This is a genomic window from Pandoraea pneumonica (assembly GCF_049918595.1).
Lineage (GTDB): Bacteria > Pseudomonadota > Gammaproteobacteria > Burkholderiales > Burkholderiaceae > Pandoraea > Pandoraea pneumonica_A.
In genome coordinates, this window is record NZ_JBNCRZ010000001.1 from 1,102,634 (window position 1) to 1,126,528 (window position 23,895).

The window sequence follows — 23,895 nt, forward strand, 5'->3', positions numbered from 1 at the left end:
AGCATAGCTTCCAAAAACAGGACGTACACAAGCTCGTCAGACGCTTCGGCGTTATTGCCGCTATTAAGAAGCCGCTCGAATCCGGACCACAACCGCCGTGCGTGACGCATTTCGCAGGGCATCGGACACAGCGCCCCCTCCCACAGCTGTTCGTCCGTTACCTCAGTGATGAAGTGCTTGTCTGGCTGCCGGTATCCTTTGGTCATCACCGGTTCGGCCAAGTCATCCTTTAGGCGAACTCCATGCAGGGTGCATACATCAAGTCGGGTCAACCGCCATCGTGCGCGAATGTACCGGCACTCGACCATACATTGCGGGCAATATCGAATCGGATTGACCCGAGTTACCACGCTCCATCGCGGTAACGTCGACGGACTCCAAACCGGGTAGCCGTCTGAGCGACTAGAAGCTGTTGGTCCCAGCGTGGGGCGGAGGCGCTCAATGTCACTCATTCGCGGCCGATAGATGCCGTTCGCTCGCGCTACTCGAAATAGATATGTCTCGGACCATTCGTCGGAATGTGGGCTCGGACGGCAAAGCGGTACGCCGATGTGATTCGCAGCGCTCATATCATCGCTCCACTGGAGAAAAGGGCTCATCAAGCCTCACGAGCGGCATCATGTTGAATGCCTTGAGGAATGGATTTCGATCGTCCGGCGATCCTGGGTAGATGACCGCACGGAAAGCTTCTGCCAAGACCAAGTCGGTCAATCTGGGACTCTGCTGCTCGTAAGCTAGCTCCACAGCACGAACAAGCAATCGACGAATGTCGCGAAGACGACCATCGGTGGCAAAGGCCATGAGTTGTGCGAAGGCGCCGCTCGCGATGTCCACCGTCGGCAATTGCCGGAGATACCGCTTGTAGACCTTCAGTACACTTCGGAACTCACGTTCGGTGAACTGCGTGGCCACGGAGAACCGGTCGATCTCCACGACCTCGCGAAATCGGTCTCGTAACTGATCGTTGGTGGCAAGCAATCGCCGCACACGTGGAATACCCGCTATCACGAAGGACACTCGGGTCGCGTCGACCAAGCGCTTGAGCCAATCCGCAGCGGTATGCAGCGTCTTCTCGCCGCCCCGATCAACCAGGTGATTCGCCTCGTCGATGATGACGACTCTCACGCGGCATTGTTTGATTAGAAAGACCAGCCGTGCCGTCAGCTCGATCTCGCGCCCCATATTCCATTTCGGATCCCCCAGTCGTTGCAGGATGGTGCTGGCCAAGATTCTTGGGGTTGGCGACGGACCCAGCGGAACATAGAGGACGGGGACTTCCGTGAACTCATCGTGCTGAATAGGAGGGTGCTTCGTCACATATTTTTCGAGCAGCGTCGACTTGCCCACACCGGACTCCCCGACCACCATCAGGTGGTCGGCTTCGTCGTTGGAACACTGATACTCGTACATGCGCTCCAGCCTGGCGAGCAAGTGCTTAACGTGGTGGAAGTGGATAAAGTTCGATCGTATGTCCGTAACAGTAGCCCTCAGGGACGTGTCAGCTGTCATTACGGCCTCCTTCGCCTGAGACGTCTACGGCAAACTCGTAAAGCTCGTCGTCGCCTACCGGCGAAATCGGAGCTTGGATCGGTGCCAGTTCCGGTGCGGGAAGTTGTGGACGGTTGAAGCTCTTAGACGTGATGTGTGCCTGACGCGCGCCAAGCTTGCGCGTCTTCAGTTCCTTGGCACGCATCGCCTCGAGGCTCTGCTCACGGATTTGTTCCTCAGCGCTCGCACGCGTACGTTGGTGAGCATCCAGAGGCTTCGACAGCTTACGCAGCGCTTTGGCCTGCTCAATCGTCAGGCCGACGTACCTGTCGTCTTTGTTGTAGGCTGCGAAATAGCGCGATTCAATGGGATTCCACACCCAGATCTGTCCCGCATTTTCAAACGGAGCCTTGACGTGCACCTTCTGTTTGGCGGGCAACATTCGGCGAAGCGCGAGCAACTCGGAAGAGCTATAGACGAACGCGTTGAGATCAATGCCATAGTGCTGGACGGCACATTCGGTGTAACTACCGAACTCAATGCTGAGATCTTCTGCGTTGCATTTCAACTGGGGAGGGAACACGGCCGCGCTCTCCTTCCAGACATCAAGCGGCGTGCGACCGTTCAATCCCCTGTGTGGTCTGACGTGATACACCGAAGTAATCCAGGTGTGCGCCATTTCATTGAGCTTTTCCAACGTCAGACAAGCCTCATCCTCAGCTTTGAAGCCGATGCGATCACCGATTTTTGCCAGTGTGGTACCGGGAAGTGTGTGAATGAAGGAGTAATTGAACGTCTTGACGAAGCGTTCGACGAACGGTTTGTCGTTTGGTGTTCGAGACGCTGCGTACTCGCAAATTACGCCGAGGTTGGTCAATGCATCAACAACAGCATACGCATGCATTTCCCGACCGTTGTCCATCAGTAGACGCTCTGGCCATCCATGACACGGCCACTCCAGATCCAGCTCTGGAAACGCCTCGCCTAGGTAGCTCTTCGGCATCATCGCGTGCCGAAGAGCCTCGAACACTGCATGAACGCCATGCCCGGCTAAGCTGAAGCAGAAGCCGAGGACGCACCGAGAAAAGCGATCGATAACGACGGTAAACATCGGTCGACCGATGCAAACACCGTGTTCATCCGTGACCATCTGATCGACTGGAGTGTGGTCAAGCTCTACAATTTCCAAGATCCGGGACGCTCGACGGGCCCGGTCTTGATCCGCAAACCGACGCTCAGCTTCGCGAACACCGTACCGAGCTACGGCTAAGTCATAAGCATCGATCTCTTGAATGCGACGCTCAATGGTTCGCAGTCCTGGCACCTTGAGCCACTCGGATTCGATACGCGTCGTATTTTGGCGCTGTATCTCCAAGAATACGGCGTTGTGCACCTCCTCTGGCTTGCCTCTCCGATTGTTGAGGAAGGTGGTTTCGATCTTGTCGAGAATGATGCTTTCGACGATCGGATCTAACCTCGATTTTCCTCTCCCGCCACGACGCGCAGATTGATCCAGCAATGCACGGACATCACAATGTGCAACGTGGTATCGGCGTCGCCATCGATATACCGTAGTTTCATGAGGGGGGCTTGGATCAGCCAGGTGCACGGAAACAGCGCGAATTGCATCGCGAAGTGCCTGCCTTGAACTTTCGAACGCCCCCATGCGCTCGAGCATCACTAGGTAATTGACTCGACGGCGAGTCACAAAGTCCCCCTGAGCCTCGTCGCCTGAGGCCGCTTTCGCCAGATCCCTGATCGAGTCGGGCCTCGGGGCCCGTTGATATTCCTTTGTGTTGATGGCTCTGAGATACCCCTTTACGTACTCCTCCAACAGATCAGATTCGTCGTGGCTGGAAAATTCGCCCGTCACCGTGTTCTCGAGCTGAACCACATTGTTCTGGATTCGGACAATACGGAACTTCGCGGCGCCACGGAAAATCGTTTGGTCTTTCGTGAAATTTGCCATGATGGAGACCTCGATCAACGAGCTTGCTGCGGTAGAAGGCCGTCCGGATCGCGCTTCATGATCCGACGGAGTAAGGCGTCGCACTCCAGCTTTGCGTTCTGCCACTGTTCATTGATGTCTGCCGGTGGAGTTGTCCCACCTTCCGGATCCCAGAGACTCGCGTCGATATCCGATCGATGCCTGCGCCGAATTGGCCGCGTTCTGAGTATTTGCCTGAGCCGACACTGAAGACCGTTTTCGATCAGATCACTTCTCAACACGATAAACAGGCGCTCGCCACACTCCCTCAGATGCTTCAGCGCCGCTCTCAGTCTCTCGACGTTTTTGGAACCCTCTACGAGCGACGCCTCGTCTTTGACCTCAACGTAGAACGCTCCTACCGCGGTATCGAGCGCTAAATCCGGTGTATAGCGGCGCATGCGGGCGCCTTCCAAGTATTCGAAAACACAGGGCTGCGTGGTGATCGCCTTCACCATCGGTGCAACTTCGACAACGTGCAGCATCATCTCTTCGACGAGGCTCTCGAACTGAGGAGGCTTTGGGGACTTTCGGCTGGGGAATCTCCCTCGAACGCCTCGGCCCGAGACCGTAACGATCCGGCGCGGACGGCGTGTTGAAGGAGGGGGAATAGCGGTCTTCGATTTTCTAGGCACGAGCTCTCTCCGTCGCGTCTTGATGTGACGCTCACGTGATGGATTTGCACCACGTTTCCGACGATTGCCGCGCGGAAGCGCACGGAATTGTGGACGAACGCGGTCAAGGATTCGATCGAGATTGATCGAATCCCTCCAGGTGCAAACTGAAGAGGAAAAGAAAAGCTTGACGCTAGGGTCGAAGAGGCGGAGACTTGGCTTTGTCTAGGAGCTGAGTCGTCGTCGATTCGGACCCGAAAAGCGCTGCAAGCCTTCCGGTTTGTGGCGCTTTTTCGTTACATAGGACCTCCTATCATGGATTCTTGGGTATCCACCGCTTCCGACGTCCGGCTGCGCGCAAGCGCAGCGTGTATCGCGGCGAATGCACTCATATCGTCGTCGGAAAGTTTGATGTCCATCGCCAGTGCTCGAAGAACCTCGTGCTTGTGCACCGAGATTTCGGCAGGCAGTCGAAAGATACGCTGAGATTTGCGAGCGGCGGCAGCTAGATCACGCCTGAGGTCATCGTTAAGCTCAAGCGCGGCCGCTACCAGCTCCAGGAATTGTTCGCCATCCGGAGTGCGTTTCCCGGTTTCGACGGCGCTTACGTATGTGTCGTCCACGCCGACGCGCACAGCCAACGCCGTCTGCGTTAGACCTAATTTCTTCCTTCTAGCTCGAATGAAATCGCCGAGCGCGCTCATAACACTCGTCTCGCATTTGTTGATGGTCAATGTGACGAGCGTAGCGGGCTTCGATCAAACTTGCAAAAATTTCACGCACTTATTTTTTTGCACTCGTTCTGGTGCAAAACGCGTAAATCCGAGCCGTTTTGCACTAATTTCAGAAGTAGCGACTTGAAGCGCATCTCGGTGAATGCGGCGTGAATCGAGACGAGCACGTCAGCAGCAGGGCCACGAGCGTTGGGATATTAGTCTAGGCTATAGCGCCGTCGGAACGGTCGATTTCTTGCCAGCATACGTAGTCAGAAAGTGACTGCCGAACAAGCGGCGGCCCACGCGCTGGCAGTAATTGATTGCGCAACCAGTGGCGGCACAAGATCCCGGATCTCCTCACCATGCTCACGTGACACCTCAGTTGCCGGAAGATCAGCGAACGATGGCCCTGATCGCTCTCACAGCGTAAAATAAAAACTACACCACCATTCAACGCGTGAGCGGATTAGGATAAGAATGCAAGTTAGATTAATTCCGGCCGCACTTCTTTTTCTCGGCTCATATTTTCCCCTAAGCGTGATCCTGTTACTTCAGGATATAGCCGACAAGAGTTGGGCGAAACCACTCTGCTTGACCATTAAGGATTGCGAACTTCCTGTCCTGAATAATTCTGGACGTTCACTGGCCCTTTTCACTGTCTGTCTCGTCAGCCTGCTATTTTTTATATGGGTCCTTGATCGGATCCCTGGAGTACATGAACTCACAGTTAAGGAATCGAAGACTGTCCCGAACGATCTTATCAACTATGTTTTCCCCTACGTCGTATCGTTCATGGGATTGGATCTCGGAAGCAGTGGGAAATTTTATGGCTTCATTGTTTTTCTGGCCTGGATGTTCCTAATTACCTATCGGTCGGGTCAGATCCTAATGAATCCACTCTTGCTCGCCACCGGCTGGCAGCTCTACGAGATCAGTGCCGACATCAACGGTAATAGCAGGAGCATAATCGCGCTGTCCAGATCGAAGATACACTCGGGGGACAAGTTGAAATCATGCGTCGTGCAGGGCGTATACGTATTATCAAAATTCAAAAATTAATTTATGGCCGCCAATGAAGCTCTCGCAAGCATTAAGAACTTTAACGTTGATGATGCAACCGTGTCGCTATGGACGTTCAAGAAAAGTACAGGTAAAGGCGGGATTTTTAAGGCATTCGCCACTGTAACGACCGATGCGCTTTCGGCGGAACTTAAACGGATCGTCACAGAGTCGCTCGCGCGCTATCAGGAAGTTGAAGATTATCAACTGCTGGCTCAGCCCAATGAAGTCGGGTGCCTCTATCTTGAGGGAGACGAAACCACGTTTCCGCAACTGCAGGACCAGATCGATCTGCCGCCTGAGGAGCATCTGATTACCAATGTGAAGCAGTTGGAGAACAGTGCCGGATACGTGGTCCGGCTCCAGACGCAGAATGAGGTGCTGTACGGCGTCCGGCGGCTCGCTAATGACTGGCGTGTAAAAAGGCGAGCGTCAGTTGTCAATGTAGTCTTGAATGGCAACCAGCTTGATCTCGCTGGTGATAAGTCCTTCCAAATTTCAAAGACATTTGACTTTTTCGCGACAAAAACCGATCTCTTGGTCATCAACAAGGCTAGTTTCGAGTCACTACTCGAATACAAACAGACCTATGCCGTCTCCTTTGTCGAACTACAGCAAAGCGAGGAATTCCAATCGGTCTTTTCTGATATGACATTGTTGGTGCAACACGTCGGAACAAACGCGATGCACTTGCGACGCATGGCCGTTGTTCAAGAGCGAGCTCACTATGCCAATCCGGACTATATGCGGCGGCTCCGCGCCACAAATGCCGCACGGAACTGGCAGCTTCAGTTTGACGATCTGGGTCGAATCGTTCCGACCGAAGGCACGATTCGAACGATCATCCAGGTTCTCTTGAATCACCGCCTCCACTCTGAATTGTCGGAGACGGACTTTGACGTACCATCCGCGAGTCCCGTTGGAGGATGAACTACTGGGGCCTGGTGCTCGAAAATGAGGATCACAGCGCCAAACTATGCATCGGCCGAATCATGCAGCATCCCCATGCTGAATCATGCGATGCAACTCGGCTTCCCAGTTCGGGGCGGGATTGAAGGCCGATACCTGTTCGGGGAAATGCATGGTGAAGGACAATCCCTCGGGCTGCACGAACGTACCGCTAAGCAAGTCACGGCCGAGCAAGCGCATAGCAGGATCATCTACGCGATAAAGTCGAGGGCCGAACGTATGCGTGTAACGTGTACCGTAAGCGGCCCATTCCTGCATCGTCTGGTGTACGTAACCTTCACCTGACTGATTTCCGTACAACGACACTCGCCGCAAGAACTCTTCTGCGATATCGGAGCCCTCCGCTGCGGTGGAAAGCAGTGTCGCAACGCTGCTGACCAAAGACGGCAGAGTTTCGCCCATTACGGAAGAGGCGGCAAGACCAAAGCTCAGTAGATTCAGTTGCTCCATCTCGCCGGAGGGTAATTGATTCGGCTCCAGTTGATGTAGCCCACTGAATTGATGAATGGATCCCTCCGACCGTGTGGTTTTCACTTCAATAGAGTAATTGCCGATTCGGAAATCCCGGTTACCTTGCTGCCATCCCTGCCAAAAATCGAGGCAACGTAAGATCGAACTGGGGCGATTTGCGACAAGCAATATTAGTTGCCGCAATACGCTTAGTTCACCGATTAGGCCAGTAATGACATTTTCAGACAGGGCGCCACGGCGAATGGCCATCTCAATGATCGGCTCCACGTCACTGAAAGCCTTCTGGACGCCTTGAGAGCCCGCGATGCCAGCACGGACCAATTCGACGGCAATCAATGCCGCTATTGAGGCGAAATGATGAGCTGAGGGCAATACGATTCTAGTCGCCGAGAATTGTGCGCCCCCTTCTTCTGGTCGCCAGTTGCCGTGTTGCAGATGCCGCTTGACCAATAGCGACGCCGCGTGAATTTCGGGCCCTCGAATAAAAACCTCGAAATCGCCCGTCGCCGTTCGACCTATCGCCAACGACGGTACGAGCCAACGCATGTGACGGACGCGCCCACGAGGGACGCTTAGTTGATCAAGGTCCGCGCGTAGCGCTTCGAACTGAATGTCGCTCATTTCCGTAATGCAGCTATGTGGTCGGGACCACCGTGAGGAATTCCAAGCCCAACCGCGAGCAAATCGTACGGCAACTCCGGTTCACTGACTACATGAAACAACGCCAGCCCAGGGTGGCCGCGTGGCCTCCAACTGGCACCACCCTGAATGCTTGGAACCGGGTGTGTGCGATGGAAGTAATAATCGACGAATTCGTCACCGTAGTAAGTTCCGCCATAACCACGAGTCCCCCATAAAGTTTGGAGTGCACGGCCACTTGAGGCTCGATCTCGCGTGACAGCATTGACCGACTTTGCAGCGAGGCGAGGATCACGAACTGGCCTCTGCCCAAAGCGAAAGGCGAGGTAGAATTCCGGCGCACCAGGTTGCATTACGTCAGAGTAGTTCCAGGGCACCTCTGGGCGATCCGTTGGGTACAGTCCAGGTGCCGAACGACCGAGACTCAAATGAGACCAGAGTCTTAGATACGCTGCGATCGAGTAGGGACACGACTGAGGCTCGGTTCCATAAGCCTGAGGATTGCTCCTCGGAGGCGTAAACAATGGCTCATCGATCGCGAGCAACCGGGCATAGTGCTCCCAGCGCTGACTAAGCTCGTCACCAAGGAGGGGGTCGTGATGTGAGTAGCACAGCGAATCGAGTACGTCAGCGAGCCGGCGAAGACTAACAGGAGCCGACCGAATCAGACCACGCTGAAGGCCTTTATCGTCGTTCAGTGGCACCCACTCACCGTCGTTCAAAAGACTAATAGCAACGTCTATGTTGCGCTTCGCAAGAACATCATCTTCTGTCTCCACCAATTTGATGGAGGGGCGTGGCCCAGGGGATAGTGGAACCTTTCGAGCCTCGACCTTGCTCGTCGCAACAAACGATGCTCCTTGTAGAACTAGTGCCGGTCCATTGTCCTCCTGCCCCGAATCCATCGAGGAAATTATCTCGGTCTTTAGTGCGCTATCATTTTCGTGATAGCGCCTGAAGAGTTGAAGTTGATCGTCGTACGTGAAGACCCGGCAAAACGGCAAAAAACTACCTCGGTAACCGAACCAGCGTTGCATTTGCATCTGTGTGTCGGCCGCCGGCTCGGCAGCGCCGCGAAGAAACAAGCTCGCGGCAAGACCCTCTAACGTAAGGCCGCGTGAAAGAACATTGCCTGCGACAAAGATTGAAAGGCTATCTGCGGGAATTCTAAATCCGCCCTCACTCTCAGCAATCTCGAAGTGCGGCCGGTCATCCGAATCCGGATCACTGTTTAGAACGCGTAGTCGCACGTTCGGGAAGATTCGTGTGATTAGCGCCTCCCGCACACTAGGCCATGCATCAAGGGAGATAGGAGCGTAAGGTGCTTGTGGTAGCGTCGCGAGCGCCATTCGCGACGCCTCGAATCGGCCCAGCCACACCGACCACTCGTCTTCCTCAGAGAGGAGTCGCCGGATCAGGTGGTCGGCTGGGATCTGAAGAGTGTCTGCTTCATCATTAAGCTGGACTTGCGCCTCATATCCCGGCTTCGCGGTCGCCCAGCGCACAACATCCAATGCCGTTCCGAAATGGTCCTCTTTCCGTGCGGAAGGATGAATAAGCATGGTATGGGCACCGCATGCGGCCGCACGCGCAGCGTCCACCGTTGAATAAAGGCAATCGTGGTCGAAGGCGTTTTCCCAGCCTCGTCCGAGGCTGCGCACAGCAGCGCCAACGAAGTAGCAGCGCAACGCATCTGACAGCATGGACCAGCGCAATACTTCACGTCTTTCGTTAAGTTCTGTCTCTGTTTCGCCCGGCCGGCGATACGGAAATGGTGACGTCTGGCACAAGGCCCCGTCCCCCGCTAACCGAAGGCGCTCGTAGAAGATTTCGCCACCGCAATAATAAGAACGAACGCCCAAGCGTTCAGCATACGTTGTTGAACGAGGCTTCACCGAACCAGTCATGCCGGGCGTGCGAAGAGCCGCGTTGAAGTCTCTTGGGCTTAGCGGGTTATGAGTTGATTGCAGGTAGTTTGCTTGTGGCGTCGCTGTATATGCGACATAGGTTGCAAGCATCTTTACATGGCGGGTCGCCGACTCTTCAGTGTCACCGCTCCAAAGGGCTGTGATTAGGCGAGGCGTAATTTTCTGAGCCTTTGCGCTATCGAGTACGCTTGCATCGTCCGCTTCATCATCAAGTAGCAGGATCGAATAGGGGCGTTCGCGTGCCGCAAGATAATCATCGGCGACTATGTCAAGCAGGAAACGACGCAGCGAGAGCAGATGGTCGTCCTCTTTAGGTACGATGCAAATGATCGGTCGACCGGTGCGCAGCGCCTGGCGCGCGAGTGGGCGCTGCAGATATTGCACGGGGTCGGCGCGCTGCTCATATAGGATGTCAGCAGGCTGCGGAAGAATCAGCCGTTCGTTGCGTCGACGAAACGCGCTCTCGGGGCTCGATCCGTCCAACTGCTCCAGGAAACGTCCATAAGTTTGCAGCCAAAGACTGACTCGAGTTCCGGCGAGGAGAATAAGGAGATCGACGCCAGCATCGAGCGCTTTAGCCGCTACACCAAGCATGCTCGCAGTTTTACCCGACTGAACAGAACCCACCACCATCCCTGTGCGAACCCGCGATTCAGGCCAGGCGGACAAATCAAGCCCATCCTTATCGCGCGGAAGAGCCCTCTCGATAATGTATTGGGCATCAGCGTCAAGCACAGATAACGCAGTCGGAGACAGCCGCTCCTTCACGCTCGCGTGATAGCGTGACCACCATGCGCCACCGTTTACTATCGAACCATTAGACTCCTTCACCAAAGAGGTGGAGTCGCCCAAAGGCACGATCGCGGCGGGACCAAAATTAGATTTCTCCGTACCCATTTCAGTTCAGCGGAATCTTTCGGATCTCGAGGAGAGCATCAATCGCGCTGTCACCGTAGCGTTCCTTCACGACTGCGTCTGCGTCCGATAAGCTGACACCGAGTTCCTCGAGGATACTCACTGATGCGTTTGCAATGTGTCCCCACTGGGTCTTGTTCTGCGTACTTTCAGGTCCAACCATCTTGGACGTTAGTTCGTTCATTTCGTCGATCCGCTCTTCAAGCTTGTTTGCCTGGCCTGTAATGACGAGCACGAGACATGCGAGCAGACTAGCCACCACTGGTAGCTCCTCCCATCGCGAGGCCATTGCGCTCTTACCCTTACGGCGGAACTTCGGGCTCCAAGCGTCCAACGCGCCCTGATGGAGTTCGAGTGCGGCAATAAGGTCGCGTGCGAGATTCTCAAGGATTTCCTTCCCACGGAATTGCGCGAGCCGTCCTCCGTCAATCGAGCGGAGAAATTCGTCAATGTGGCTTGCCGTAGACGGCGTCCGATAGCTTCCGTCAGGCGCCTGCGCCGGCTTAAGTATTAGCGTAGCGACGGTCCAGAATAGTACTTTGGTGCGACGGAACCGTGTTATTCCAAACCCTAGCGCCTTAATGTTTTCATGCGCCGTTGTCGGGTCAATCCCAACCGCTACAAGTTCAGGAGCTATCTCCGGTTCGGGCCGATCACCTCCAATGAACAGCATGAAGCGCGAGATATGCAAGTGATTGAACACTGCATTGCGAATTTCCTCAGCGTTCAGCTTCATGCCCTGTTGATTGTAGATCCTGAACACTTTATGAATATCACGGACCTGGGTGTCGCGATATATGAGCACGGGAATAAAATAATCGCAGGTTCGCTCGAATAACTCGCTCACCGTAATGTGCTCGCCGGCAATGCGGACCTTCTCTCTTTTGACATCGCAATAGTATCGGCCGCCCAATGACTTCAACGGGTCATTTTCATCCGTGTACTTCTTAGTCTTGAACGGAAAATATTTTTCGCGAATATCCGTCGCGCGCAGATTGTTTCGCTTAGCAAACTGCCCGAAGTTGGTCCTGAATAATTCAGGATCCTTCATCATTTGGCTGTTTTTGAGGCCGTCCGGATGTGCCCCAATGAAGCGCAGGATTGCCGTGACCCGTTGCTTCCCATCGACGATCTGATAGCGTTGACTGCTTGAGTTGCGCGCTAAGATGATTGAGGGAAGTGGGATCCCTCGCAAGATTGATTCGATCAGCATCTGGGAATCAGCATTCGACCAAACGAAGTCCCGTTGGTACGTCGGATTCAGTTCCAACTGATCATCCTGCGCACGACCTGCCAGGTCAGAAATTCGCCATTTATCGACGGTCGCATTGATCGAGAGTGGCTCTGTCGCGGGCCCTTCGTTCCAAGCATCGATCCAGGACTCAGTGGCAGCCGCGATCGAAACTTCCTCGTCGAGCATTGCGAGGAAGGCCGTGCGATTATTTACCGCCCGGCTTAACCTTTCCTCAAGCGCTTGAATACCTATTTCGGTCAACGACACGTGACCGTTCTCGGTCGTAAAGCTCGCCTCCGCTTTGCCGGGCGACAATTCGTCGAACAGGCGCAACGCAACAGTTTGAGGCGGATCGTCTTCCTCGAAGGACGAATCGAGGTTGAGCCACGCGGCAACCTCGAGCACACGCACCAACCAGGCACTAGACGAAAATTCTATTTCGGTTGCATCGAACGGCCGCGGTGCACGGCGACGGCCATCCAGTTTAGGCAGCGTGCCCGTTTGGGAAAGCTGCGATAGGAGCGTCGCAATTTGATCAAAATCTAGGTCTTCCACAGTCTGTCCTTGAAAGATCGCACAACAGGGGCAGTGTCAGTTGCGAGCGAACGGCGAACGCCCTGACGAACTTCAGGCTCTCGTTACCGGCACTCAACTACGTTCGCGTTCCACAATTCAGGTTGACGTATTCTGCGCGGAGAAAGGAGCGCTCGGGCTACATGCTCGACAACACTCGAGTTCACAGCGTTACCGAGCGCGTGGAACGCCTGAGTTGTACTTCGTGGAAGCTGCTTAAGGTCGTCCAAGCTCTGCAGTCTTGCGCACTCATGGGGAGTCATATAACGTCGTTGCCACCCGATGATCGGCACCTGCGTATCTGTCATCGCGATCAGGCTCGGCGCCGTTGTTCGTCGCTTCACGCGAACGCCCGACGCACGAAACTGGATAACGTAGTTCCAGATATTCCTTTCTCCGCCCTTAGCGTTCCATTCAAATTTCTGTAGGCTAGAGGGAAATTTAAGAATCTTTGGCAGCCAAGGATCGATCCACGGCGAGTTCACTTCATAGAACTCTCTGTTCTGGCGAATGAAGTCTCGCTTCCACTTGGGGAAGAGTAACTGTTGGGTTCTGGCGTGACTGGGAAGCGCAGCCCATCGTTGATCCAAATCGCGTAGATAACCGATCCGGGCACCGTGACTTCCTCTGAAGCCCTTCAATCCATCAAGTCCCATCTCCACATAGTTGGAATATGGCGTACTTGATTCGTAGGGGTACGTGGCTCCCCACTCCATAGACCAGAGCGGAAACGATGGAAGCTCCACATCTTTTGGGCAGAGTTTCAGGAACTCATCCCATACGCTGAGGCATTCAGCAACTTGAGAAGACAATTGCTTCGCTTCGGCTGGATGGTCATCCAGTACGGATTCAATGTTGGTCGGCGCGTTACTGGTATTGGGCCACTCGAAATCGGCTAGAGACTCCCGAGATCCCACGATGTACACCCGCTCGCGAATCTGTGGGACGCCGAAATTATGCGGTGACAGCCGCTCCGCGCGTACGTGATATCCCAACCCGCCTTTTCCTAATCCAAGGATCCTCTGAATTTCGATCCACGTACGCCCCTCATCATGCTTAAGCAGGTTAGGGACGTTCTCAAGAATGAAGAAGCTAGGGCGTTTGGCCTTTAGAATCGCTGCAACATTGAAAAAGAGATTACCCTGCTCAGTGCATTCAAAACCAAGCTGCTCACCGGCCTTTGAGAATGGCTGGCAAGGGAAACCAGCTGTCAGCACATCATGATCCGGCACCGAATTTGGGGAGACAAGCGTGATATCGCCTTCGGGCCGCATGTTGAAATTCACTTGATACAGATCACGAAGTGGCTCTTTCCATTCCGCCGCGAAAACGCACTCGCCACCGAGCCGCTTCAGGGCGAGGTGAAACCCTCCCAGCCCGGCAAACAAGTCGACAAAGCGGAACGGGAACATCTTCATCAGGTCGTTTTTTTACTTTTCATGGACAGCCATTAGGCCAAACGTCATTCTGCGCAATGTCGCATCCGGACGGCGGAATATGCTGGCGTTGAATTGCCAGTCAAACCTGTGGATTTTTACAGCACTCCAACCTCAGCGTCAATGTTTAGCGTTTGTCGCCAGGTTCCCTCCGCGTCTCCCGAAATCCGTTGAACAGCCCCCTTCGCCTCGAATACATGGGGTTTCCCACATATTTCTGTATCCGCCACATAAGGGCGATTGCTTCGGTGGAATGCTGTGGGTTAGCTTGGGCGTCGGAATTGTTGGTCATGCTGCCGTAGGCACTGGATTTTTAGCCCGCATGGCCTTTCGTAATGCCGTGCTGACCATGTGGACGCCAACGATCTATGCCACGCACGTGGCACAGTAACGACCGACCGACTCACGCCAATCGAGGACCCGAGCCATTCCCACGGTAAATGTAGAAAAAGTATCTAGCTTGCCGCACGTTTCGAACATGACGGCGACAGAAACGAAAAAGGGTTACAGGAAAATCACCTGTAACCCTGAAATTTTATTGATGGAGTGGATGAGAACCGAACTCACTACCTTCTTGTTTCCGGGGCGGGCACATCGAGCGGTACCTCCCCTGCCTCGATAGGCGAATTGCAGGAACTCAGTCACTCAGTCGCAAAACTGTGGCGCCAGTCGCACTTACTCTGGCGCCCTACGCGAGGCGACGCCTTAAACGTCGATGTTCCCCGCACGCAGTGCGTTCGATTCGATGAACGCGCGGCGCGGTTCGACATCGTCGCCCATGAGCGTCGTGAAGATGCCGTCGGCCGCAATCGCGTCTTCGATCTGCACGCGCAGCAGGCGGCGAACCGTCGGGTCCATCGTGGTTTCCCACAGCTGTCCCGCGTTCATTTCGCCCAGACCCTTGTAGCGCTGCTTCGACACGTTGCGCTCGGCATCGGCCATCAGCCACTTCATCGCAGCCTTGAAGTTCGCCACCGTCTGCGAACGCTCGCCACGACGAATCGTCGCGCCCTCGCCGATCAGACCCTTGAACGTCTCCGCCGTCTTTTGCAACTGCGCATAATCCGCCGATTGCAGGAAGTACGGATCGATCACGCTCACCTTCACGTTGCCATGGTGACGACGCTCAACACGCAGCGACACGACCGGCTCGGCGTTCTCGACGTCTTCCACCACTGCCTTGATCGTGATTTCCGGTGCCAGCGGGTCGTCGCTCAACGCGGCTTCCAACGCTTGCGCCGACTTCGCAGCCGCTTCCTCGCTGTCCAGATTGATCTCGACACCTTCGGTCACGGCGGTCAGCACCGACGCTTCGTAGAGGCGGCTCAGACGCTCGATCACGCTATCGGCCAACTGGTAGCTGCGCGTCAGCTCGCCCAGCGCATCGCCCGAAATCGGCGTGGCGCCCGTCGACGGCGTCAGCTCGGCATTGTTCATCGCCAGCTTCAGCATGTACGCGGCCAACTCGGATTCGTCCTTGATGTAACGCTCGTCCTTGTTGTGCTTGACCTTGTACAGCGGCGGTTGCGCGATATAGATGTAACCACGCTCGATCAGCTCCGGCACCTGACGATAGAAGAACGTCAGCAGCAGCGTACGGATGTGCGCGCCGTCCACGTCAGCATCGGTCATGATGATGATCCGGTGATAACGCAGCTTGTCGATGTTGTAGTCGTCCTTGCCAATGCCGCAACCCAACGCGGTAATTAGCGTGACGATCTGCTCGCTCGAAATCAGCTTGTCGAAACGTGCCTTCTCGACGTTCAGCACCTTGCCGCGCAGCGGCAGAATGGCCTGGAACTTACGATCGCGACCTTGCTTGGCCGAACCGCCTGCCGAGTCGCCCTCGACCACGTAGATCTCGCACAGCGCCGGATCCTTCTCCTGGCAGTCCGCCAGCTTGCCCGGCAGACCAACGCCGTCGAGCACGCCCTTACGGCGCGTCATTTCACGCGCCTTGCGCGCTGCGTCGCGCGCACGCGCCGCTTCGACGATCTTGCCGCAAATGATCTTCGCGTCGTTCGGGGTCTCAAGCAGGAATTCTTCCAGCGCCTTCGCCACGTACTCTTCCACCGGCGCACGCACTTCCGACGACACCAGCTTGTCCTTCGTCTGCGACGAGAACTTCGGCTCCGGCACCTTCACCGACAACACGCAGGTCAAGCCTTCGCGCATGTCGTCGCCGGTCGTCTCGACCTTGGCCTTCTTCGCCAACTCGTGCTCGTCGATGTACTTGTTGATCACGCGCGTCATCGCCGCACGCAAACCGGTCAAGTGGCTGCCGCCGTCACGCTGCGGAATGTTGTTCGTGAAGCACAGCACCGTTTCGTTGTAGCTGTCGTTCCACTGCATCGCCACTTCCACGCCGATACCGTCGCGCTCGCCGATCACATGGAAGATGGTTGGGTGCAGCACCGACTTCGACTTGTTGATGTACTCGACGAAGCCCTTCACGCCACCGGCGAAAGCGAAGTCTTCTTCCTTGCCCGTGCGCAAATCCGACAAGCGGATACGCACGCCGTTGTTCAGGAAGGACAGCTCGCGCATACGCTTGGCGAGAATGTCGTAGTGGAATTCCACCTTGCCGAAAATCTCTTCGTCGGCCAGGAAGTGCACTTCGGTACCACGCTTGTCCGTGTCGCCCAACACCTTGAGCGGCGAGGTCTCGACGCCGTCGATGACTTCCAGCTCGCGGTTTTGCGGCACGCCACGGTGGAATTCCATGAAGGACTTCTTGCCGTCGCGGCGCACCGTGAGCTTCAGATACGTCGACAGGGCGTTCACGCACGACACACCCACGCCGTGCAGACCGCCCGACACCTTGTAGCTGTTCTGGTCGAACTTGCCGCCCGCGTGCAACTCGGTCATCACAATTTCGGCTGCACTGCGCTTCGGCTCGTGCTTGTCGTCGAACTTGATGCCCGTGGGAATGCCGCGGCCGTTATCGGTCACGGAAATGGAGTTGTCCGCGTGAATGATCACGTGGATGTCGTCGCAATACCCCGCCAGCGCCTCGTCGATCGAGTTGTCCAGCACCTCGAACACCAGGTGATGCAGGCCCGTGCCGTCCGACGTGTCGCCAATGTACATGCCTGGACGCTTGCGTACGGCCTCCAGACCTTCGAGGATCTGGATGGATGCTGCGCCGTAGCCGCCTTCGGCCTGTTTTTGCTGTTCGCTCATGACAATCTTCCGGTTACTGCGTCATTGCTGACGAATTACTGCTTCATGACCCTGTCGCTCCCGGGTGCTTTTGACACCCGGAGCGCGATTTATCCTGCAAAAGGATCACTCTCTAGAAACGCCAAAGGGGCGCTCGGCCCCTTCGCGCATGGCGGCGCGTGTAGCGGTTTATCCGCTTAAATGCGCATCGGCATCACGACGTACTTGAACTCGTCGTTGTCCGGCAGTGTGATCAACGCGCTCGAATTGGCGTCGCCCAGACTGATCTTCACTTGCTCGACCTTCAGGTTGGCCAGCACGTCGAGCAAATACGTGACGTTAAAACCGATATCCACCGCATCGCCGCTGTAATCGATTTCGATTTCTTCACGCGCTTCTTCCTGCTCGGAATTGCTCGCGATGATCGTCAGCAGATTCGGGGCCAGCGTGAAACGCACACCCTTGAACTTGTCCGACGTCACAATCGCGGCGCGCTGCAACGAACGATGCAGTTCTTCACGGCTGATCGTGAAGCTGTTTGCATACCCCTTCGGAATCACGCGCGTGAAGTCGGGGAACTTGCCCTCGACCAGCTTCGACACCAGCTCGACGTTCGCAAAACGGAACTTGACCTGGCTCGGCGCGACGTCGATCTGCACGGGGTCGTCGATGTCTTCCATCAAACGTTGCAGCTCGAGAATCGTCTTGCGCGGGATGATCACTTCTTGCTTGGCAAACTTCTCGCCCGCAATCTTCGTGCTGCTGTACGCCAGACGGTGACCGTCCGTCGCCACCGCCTTGATCTCTTCGCCATCGACGACCAGCAGCATGCCGTTCAGGTAGTAACGGATGTCTTGCTGCGCCATCGCGAAGTGCACCATCGCCAGCAACTGGCGGAACGTGCGCTGCGGCAGGGCGAAACTCGCGGCGTAATCCTTCGCCTCAGCCACCGTCGGGAAATCTTCCGCGGCCAGCGTCTGCAATTGGAAACGGCTCTTGCCGGCTTGCACCGTCAGACGCTTATCGGCGAGCGAGAGCGCGACTTCGGCATCCGGCATGTTGCGCAGAATGTCGAGCAGCTTGCGCGCCGCTACGGTAGTCGCCACATCGTCGGCGCCTGCACCGCAATCGGCGGTCGTGGTGATCTGAAGTTCCAGATCGGTGGAGAGGAACGAAATGTCCTGTCCGTGCTTGCGAATGAGCAAATTGGCCAGAATCGGCAACGTATGGCGACGCTCGACGATGCCACTCACAATTTGCAGCGGCCGCAGCAGATTGTCTCGTTGAGTTTTGACCAATTGCATATTTATCCTTCGTAGTAACTGTTAACGGGCGCCAGTTTCTGCTGAAAACCCGAAGATTCCCTTATCAATCAATCGCTTGCAAAAGGGATAACAGGGCGGAAAACACTGTGGATGACCGGGGGACGCAATGTGCGCCGATCCGCTATTGTGCCCGAAAACACGAATTGCCCCCAAACCGCTCCCAGCTTATCCACAGGCAAACGAGCAACCCCGCTCGCTCCCCGCATTCGCCCCCGGCATCGATACCGCCGCCGACCTTTTGTTTACCCCTTGAGCGTCTGCTCCAGCACGTGCAACTCGTGGTTGAGCTGCGCGTCCTTGCTACGCTCTTCCGCAATCTTGCGCACCGCATGCAACACGGTCGTATGATCGCGGCCGCCGAACAGCTCGCCAATCTCCGGCAGGCTCTTTTGTGTGAGCTCCTTGGCCAGATACATCGCAATCTGCCGCGGCCGTGCAATATTGGCAGGCCGCTTTTTCGAATACATGTCGGCGACCTTGATATTGTAAAAATCGGCGACGGTCTTTTGGATGTTCTCCACAGAAATCTGACGATTCTGAACCGTAAGCAGATCTTTCAAGGCTTCCTTGGTCAGCTCGATCGTGATCTCGCGGCCATGGAATTTCGAGTACGCCAAAATCTTGCGCAGCGCGCCTTCGAGCTCGCGCACGTTCGAGCGCAAGTGCTTACCCACGAAGAACGCCACGTCTTCCGACAGGCCAACGCCCTCGGCCTGTGCCTTCTTGATCAAGATCGCCACACGCATTTCAAGCTCGGGCGGCTCGATCGCGACGGTCAGCCCCGAGTCGAAGCGCGAAATCAGACGGTCGTCGATGCCGGTGATTTCCTTCGGATACGTGTCGCTCGTGATGATCACCTGCGCACGGTTCGCAATCAGCGCCTCGAACGCGTAGAAGAATTCTTCCTGCGTCCGGCTCTTGCCCGAGAAGAACTGAATATCGTCGATCAGCAGCAAATCGAGCGAATGGTAGTAGCGCTTGAACTCGTCGAAGGCCTTCCGTTGGTAAGCCTTCACCACGTCGGAAACGTATTGTTCGGCGTGGATGTAGCGAATGCGCGGGTTCTGCTTTTCGGCCAACAACTGGTTGCCGATGGCGTGAATCAAGTGGGTCTTACCGAGACCGACGCCGCCATACAGGAACAACGGGTTGTACGACGTACCCGGGTTGTTCGCGACCTGAATCGCCGCCGCACGCGCGAGCTGGTTCGACTTACCGGTCACGAAGTTGTCGAAGGTCAGTACCGGGTTGAGCTTCGAGCGCTCGTAAATCGATTCGACCTCGTGGGTCTGCGCCGGCTCTTGCGGCGTGACACGCCAGTTGCGGCGCACCGCTTCGGCTTCGCTCGCCTCCAGGTCGGGACGCTCGCCATCGAGCGCCGCGCCGTCAGCATGGTTGTTCGATCCATGCGCGCCGTTCGCGCCATTGACGCCCGTCTGGGCACCCGCGGGCGTCACGCGCGCAGCGGGAGTCGGGGCAGGTGCCGCGACAGGAGCCGGTGCAGGCGTGGGGGCAGGGGTGGACGAGGGCACACGCATGCCCGCCTTCGGATCGAGCACAAAGGTCACTTCGACCGGTGCGTTCCAGAAGTCGGACGCCATACTCTGGATGCGGCTCGAGAACTGGCTCTTCACCCAATCCAGCTTGAAGCGGTTGGGCGCGCCAATCTTGAGCGTGCGCGAAGCCTCGTCGAAGTCGAGCGGCGCCAGCGGTTTAATCCACGTACGGAATTGCTGGGGCGTGAGCTCTTGCTCGAGACGCGTCGCGCAGTGTTGCCAGAAATCGTTCATGCAGCGTGTGTCCAGGTGGCGCGAAGCCCGTCTGACCTGTCCGTGAAGTGTCATTGACCGCGCTATCGGATACTTCCGATATGGGGTCAGAACACCGAAAACCAAGCCCTCAGCCACGCCAGCCTTGGGTTTTCAAGGTGTCGCGGAGGAGCGGCTGGCCGGTACTCGAGTCAGGCCGACGGCGCAATGCAGAAGACCGGCATCGCCTTGCCATGGCGCTGCGCTCGGGCTCGCGTCGCGCGCTCGGCCGTGCTTCGGCGCGCGCAGACGACAAAACCCGGCGCGCTATCCACATGGCGGCAGCACCGGTACTCTGCTGGGAAAAAAATTGATGGGGGATTTTACCGCCAAAGCGTCGGCAAAGCGAGTTATCCACAGGAATGCCCACAGCATCGGCATCAGCAAGCGGGCGCGCCGCGTTAACCCATCTACGTTCGCACAATGCCTGCGCAAAACCCCGGCAATCGCGACAATTTGCCGCGACGCGTTGGATATCTTTTGCCTGTGAATAAGCCCAATGGCTGAAATTGACGCAACGGGTGATTTTTGCCAACTTCTTGCGTCACTTCCCGCGCCAAGTGGCGCCTGCGCGACAACGCCGGGGACGATGCCGCGTGTCCGCCTTCCGGGCGGACGCTAACCTATTGACACACAACGGAAAAGCCGATTAAATAGCGGGTTCGTTAGAAAGACAACCGGATTCTTATCCAACTCCCGACGGCTGGACCGAGCGTGAAAGTCCTTGAATTCGCAGGTTTTCACGGTGTCCATGTGGCGTTTCACGATGCTGCTGCGCGGGAATTTTTTCACACAGTGAGTGCATCATGAAACGTACTTTTCAGCCTTCCGTGACGCGCCGCAAGCGCACCCATGGCTTCCTGGTTCGCATGAAGACCCGTGGTGGCCGTAAGGTCATCGCCGCTCGTCGCGCCAAGGGCCGTAAGCGCCTGGCCGTTTAATCGCGGTTTCGGTCGTACCGCGGTTTGCGCGTCAAATCCGCAAGGCGCGAAGTCTCGGCAATGGGGTTTCCCAAAGCTGCGCGACTTCTCAAAACGGATGAGTTTTCATCCGTTTTTAGTTTGCGCCCTCTGCGTCGCAGCGCGCATTTCGTCTTGTACATGCGTCGGCGAGAGACTGCGCCTGACGTCACTCCGGATGCCGGTGCTACGCCCCATGAGGGCCGCATCGGTATCGTCGTCGGCAAGAAGCATGCGCCGCGCGCGGTCACTCGCAACCTGATCAAGCGTCAGGCCCGCGAGATGTTCCGGCAGCGCCGTTTGCACCTTGCCGGCTGGGACTTCGTACTGCGACTGACCCGGCGATTCGACAAGGGGACGTACACGGCGGCGGCCGCACCGGTGCTGAACACGCTGTGTCACGCCGAGTTCACGCAACTCTTCGATGCTGCCGAGAAGGCCGCACGTAAGAGCCGCACGACCGGCGACAAGACGGAAGGTAGTTAGTCCCCACACGGTAGCGCCCGAACCCGGGCATGCGCCGCCCACCCGGCCCCCAAAGGCCGGACTGACAGGCGGAATCGAGATGCGAAGCGTGCTGTTGTTGCTCCTGCGCGGTTACAAGCTGGTGATCAGTCCCTGGCTGGGGAACCGTTGCCGCTTTCATCCGAGCTGCTCCGACTACGCACGCGAGGCCATCGTCGAGCACGGTGCCGGTTACGGCACTTATCTCGCGGCCAAGCGTCTATGCCGCTGTCATCCGTTTCACCCCGGCGGTTTCGATCCCGTTCCGCCGGCTCGACACGCCCGTCCCGCTCCCGACACCTCCGCTGAAGGCACCGATAAGGCTGCCGGCAGTGATTCGTCGCGAGCAGAACGGTCTGTCTCGTCCAGGCCCGCGGCCGCACCGGCAGTTACGCGCCGCGCGCCGAGCCATTCCTGAGTTTCGTCCACCACGAGTTACCGCATGGACATCAAACGCACCGTACTCTGGGTCATTTTCGCGCTGTCTGTCGTGATGCTTTTCGACAACTGGCAACGCGCCAATGGCCATTCGTCGCTGTTCTTCCCGACGCCTGAGGTTTCGACCCCGGCCGCCACGGGCGGTAACCAAACGCCGGGCAACGACCTGCCGCAAGCTGCTAACGCGGCCGCTGCCGGTAATGCACCTGGCAACGCGCCGGCCACGGCCACCGCGCAGAAGGTTCGCATCAACACCGATGTCTACGAAGCCGACATCAGCACGCAGGGCGGCACGCTGTCGTTCCTCGCGCTGAACAAGTGGCCGGACGCCGATGAAGCCGACAAGCACGTTGTGCTGTTCGACAACACCCCGAGCCATCAGTACTACGCTCGCACGGGTCTGATCGGCGGCGACTACCCGAACCACAACGACATCTTCACGCAAGTGCCGGGCCCGACCACGATGACGGGCGACTCGCTGACCGTGAAGTTCGAATCGCCGGTCAAGGGCGGCCTGCAACTGGTGCGTGCCTACACGTTCCATCGCGGCAGCTACGTGATCGACGTGTCGAACACGATCGTCAACAAGACCGACGCCCCGATCAAGCCGACGCTGTACATGGAACTCGTGCGCGACGGTCGTGAGATCAGCGGTGCGAAGTTCTCGCACACGTTCACGGGTCCGACGGTCTACAGCAGCGAAGACAAGTTCCAGAAGGTGACGTTTAGCGACATCGACAAGGACAAGGCCAAGTACAACAAGCAGTCGAGCGACGGCTGGATCGGCATGGTGCAGCATTACTTCGCCACGGCCTGGATTCCGAAAGAAGGTGTGCCGCGCGACAACTACATCGGCAAGCTCGACAACGGCCTGTACCGCGTCGGCGTGAAAGAGCCGCTCGCCAGCATTCCGGCAGGCGGCACGCAAACGGTCGATGCCCGTCTGTTCGCCGGTCCGCAGGAAGAGCACATGCTCGAGCAGATCGCGCCGGGCCTGGAGCTGACGAAGGACTACGGTTACTTCACCATCCTCGCCAAGCCGCTGTTCTGGCTGCTCTCGAAGCTGCATGGCCTGATTGGTAACTGGGGCTGGGCGATCATCGCCGTGACCGTGATCATCAAGCTGGTGTTCTTCCCGCTGTCGGCTGCAAGCTACAAGTCGATGGCGCGCATGAAGGAAATCACGCCTCGGATGCAAGCGCTGCGCGAACGCTATAAGGGCGATCCGCAGAAGATGAACCAGTCGCTCATGGAGCTGTACAAGACCGAGAAGGTCAATCCGTTCGGCGGCTGTATTCCGATCGTGATTCAGATTCCGGTGTTCATCGCGCTGTACTGGGTGCTGCTGTCGTCGGTGGAAATGCGCGGCGCGCCGTGGTTGGGCTGGATTCATGACCTCTCGACGCAGGATCCGTATTACATCCTGCCGGTGCTGATGGCCGTGTCGATGTTCATCCAGACCAAGCTGAACCCGACGCCGCCGGATCCGATGCAAGCCAAGATGATGATGTTCATGCCGCTGATTTTCTCGGTCATGTTCCTCTTCTTGCCCTCGGGCCTGGTGCTGTACTACGTGGTCAACAACACGCTGTCGATCGCCCAGCAATGGTCGATCAACCGAATGCTTGGCCAGAAGAAGGACAAGAAACCCGCGTAAGCAGGTTCAGAAG

The 23,895-nt window shown here is 56.7% G+C and carries 16 protein-coding genes; 5 read left to right on the top strand and 11 right to left on the bottom strand.

Annotation, left to right across the window (positions count from 1 at the left end):
• Positions 1-570: 570 nt before the first annotated feature.
• From ACPWR9_RS05110 to ACPWR9_RS05125, 4 genes are all read right to left on the bottom strand, one after another.
• Complete coding sequence (locus ACPWR9_RS05110) at positions 571-1,509, bottom strand: TniB family NTP-binding protein (RefSeq protein WP_426296189.1); 939 nt, start codon at positions 1,507-1,509, stop codon at positions 571-573.
• Positions 1,499-3,457, bottom strand: coding sequence for an integrase (locus ACPWR9_RS05115; protein ID WP_426296188.1), 1,959 nt, complete (start codon positions 3,455-3,457; stop codon positions 1,499-1,501). The genes ACPWR9_RS05110 and ACPWR9_RS05115 overlap by 11 nt, the downstream gene beginning before the upstream one ends.
• A gap of 14 nt (positions 3,458-3,471) precedes the next feature.
• Positions 3,472-3,963, bottom strand: coding sequence for a Tn7 transposase TnsA N-terminal domain-containing protein (locus ACPWR9_RS05120; RefSeq protein WP_426296187.1), 492 nt, complete (start codon positions 3,961-3,963; stop codon positions 3,472-3,474).
• 422 nt (positions 3,964-4,385) lie between these two features.
• Positions 4,386-4,793 carry a helix-turn-helix domain-containing protein gene (locus tag ACPWR9_RS05125; protein ID WP_426312008.1) on the bottom strand — a complete coding sequence of 136 codons (408 nt, stop codon included), beginning with the start codon at positions 4,791-4,793 and terminating at the stop codon, positions 4,386-4,388.
• A 1,074-nt stretch (positions 4,794-5,867) separates the two neighbouring features.
• Here ACPWR9_RS05125 and ACPWR9_RS05130 point away from each other — a divergent pair.
• On the top strand, positions 5,868-6,794 hold the full coding sequence (locus tag ACPWR9_RS05130; RefSeq protein ID WP_426296185.1) for a Kiwa anti-phage protein KwaB-like domain-containing protein: 927 nt from the start codon (positions 5,868-5,870) through the stop codon (positions 6,792-6,794).
• Between the two features lie 60 nt (positions 6,795-6,854).
• Here ACPWR9_RS05130 and ACPWR9_RS05135 read toward each other — a convergent pair whose 3' ends face one another.
• The 7 genes from ACPWR9_RS05135 to dnaA form a co-directional block, all read right to left on the bottom strand.
• Positions 6,855-7,925 (bottom strand): PD-(D/E)XK motif protein, encoded by a 1,071-nt coding sequence (locus ACPWR9_RS05135; protein ID WP_426296184.1) that lies wholly within the window; start codon positions 7,923-7,925, stop codon positions 6,855-6,857.
• The gene (locus ACPWR9_RS05140; protein WP_426296183.1) at positions 7,922-10,768 is read right to left on the bottom strand and encodes a Z1 domain-containing protein; all 2,847 of its coding nucleotides are present in this window, start codon (positions 10,766-10,768) and stop codon (positions 7,922-7,924) included. Before ACPWR9_RS05140 ends, ACPWR9_RS05135 begins: the two co-directional genes overlap by 4 nt.
• 1 nt (position 10,769) lies before the next feature.
• Positions 10,770-12,575, bottom strand: a complete 1,806-nt coding sequence (locus tag ACPWR9_RS05145; protein ID WP_426296182.1) for a DUF262 domain-containing protein — start codon at positions 12,573-12,575, stop codon at positions 10,770-10,772.
• An 83-nt stretch (positions 12,576-12,658) separates the two neighbouring features.
• Positions 12,659-14,011, bottom strand: a complete 1,353-nt coding sequence (dcm, locus tag ACPWR9_RS05150) for a DNA (cytosine-5-)-methyltransferase (RefSeq protein WP_426296181.1) — start codon at positions 14,009-14,011, stop codon at positions 12,659-12,661.
• A gap of 723 nt (positions 14,012-14,734) precedes the next feature.
• A complete protein-coding gene (gyrB, locus tag ACPWR9_RS05155; protein ID WP_426296180.1) occupies positions 14,735-17,212 on the bottom strand; it encodes a DNA topoisomerase (ATP-hydrolyzing) subunit B in 2,478 nt (825 codons plus the stop codon).
• A 176-nt stretch (positions 17,213-17,388) separates the two neighbouring features.
• Positions 17,389-18,495, bottom strand: coding sequence for a DNA polymerase III subunit beta (gene dnaN, locus ACPWR9_RS05160; RefSeq protein WP_426296179.1), 1,107 nt, complete (start codon positions 18,493-18,495; stop codon positions 17,389-17,391).
• A 263-nt stretch (positions 18,496-18,758) separates the two neighbouring features.
• A complete protein-coding gene (gene dnaA, locus ACPWR9_RS05165) occupies positions 18,759-20,306 on the bottom strand; it encodes a chromosomal replication initiator protein DnaA (RefSeq protein WP_426296178.1) in 1,548 nt (515 codons plus the stop codon).
• Between the two features lie 824 nt (positions 20,307-21,130).
• On the opposite strand from dnaA, the gene rpmH reads away from it, so the two are divergent.
• From rpmH to yidC, 4 genes are all read left to right on the top strand, one after another.
• A complete protein-coding gene (rpmH, locus tag ACPWR9_RS05170; protein ID WP_010806664.1) occupies positions 21,131-21,265 on the top strand; it encodes a 50S ribosomal protein L34 in 135 nt (44 codons plus the stop codon).
• Between the two features lie 60 nt (positions 21,266-21,325).
• On the top strand, positions 21,326-21,769 hold the full coding sequence (gene rnpA / locus ACPWR9_RS05175; RefSeq protein WP_150679461.1) for a ribonuclease P protein component: 444 nt from the start codon (positions 21,326-21,328) through the stop codon (positions 21,767-21,769).
• Between the two features lie 79 nt (positions 21,770-21,848).
• Positions 21,849-22,205 (top strand): membrane protein insertion efficiency factor YidD, encoded by a 357-nt coding sequence (gene yidD, locus ACPWR9_RS05180; protein WP_426296177.1) that lies wholly within the window; start codon positions 21,849-21,851, stop codon positions 22,203-22,205.
• Between the two features lie 24 nt (positions 22,206-22,229).
• A complete protein-coding gene (gene yidC, locus ACPWR9_RS05185; RefSeq protein WP_426296176.1) occupies positions 22,230-23,882 on the top strand; it encodes a membrane protein insertase YidC in 1,653 nt (550 codons plus the stop codon).
• Positions 23,883-23,895: the final 13 nt, after the last annotated feature.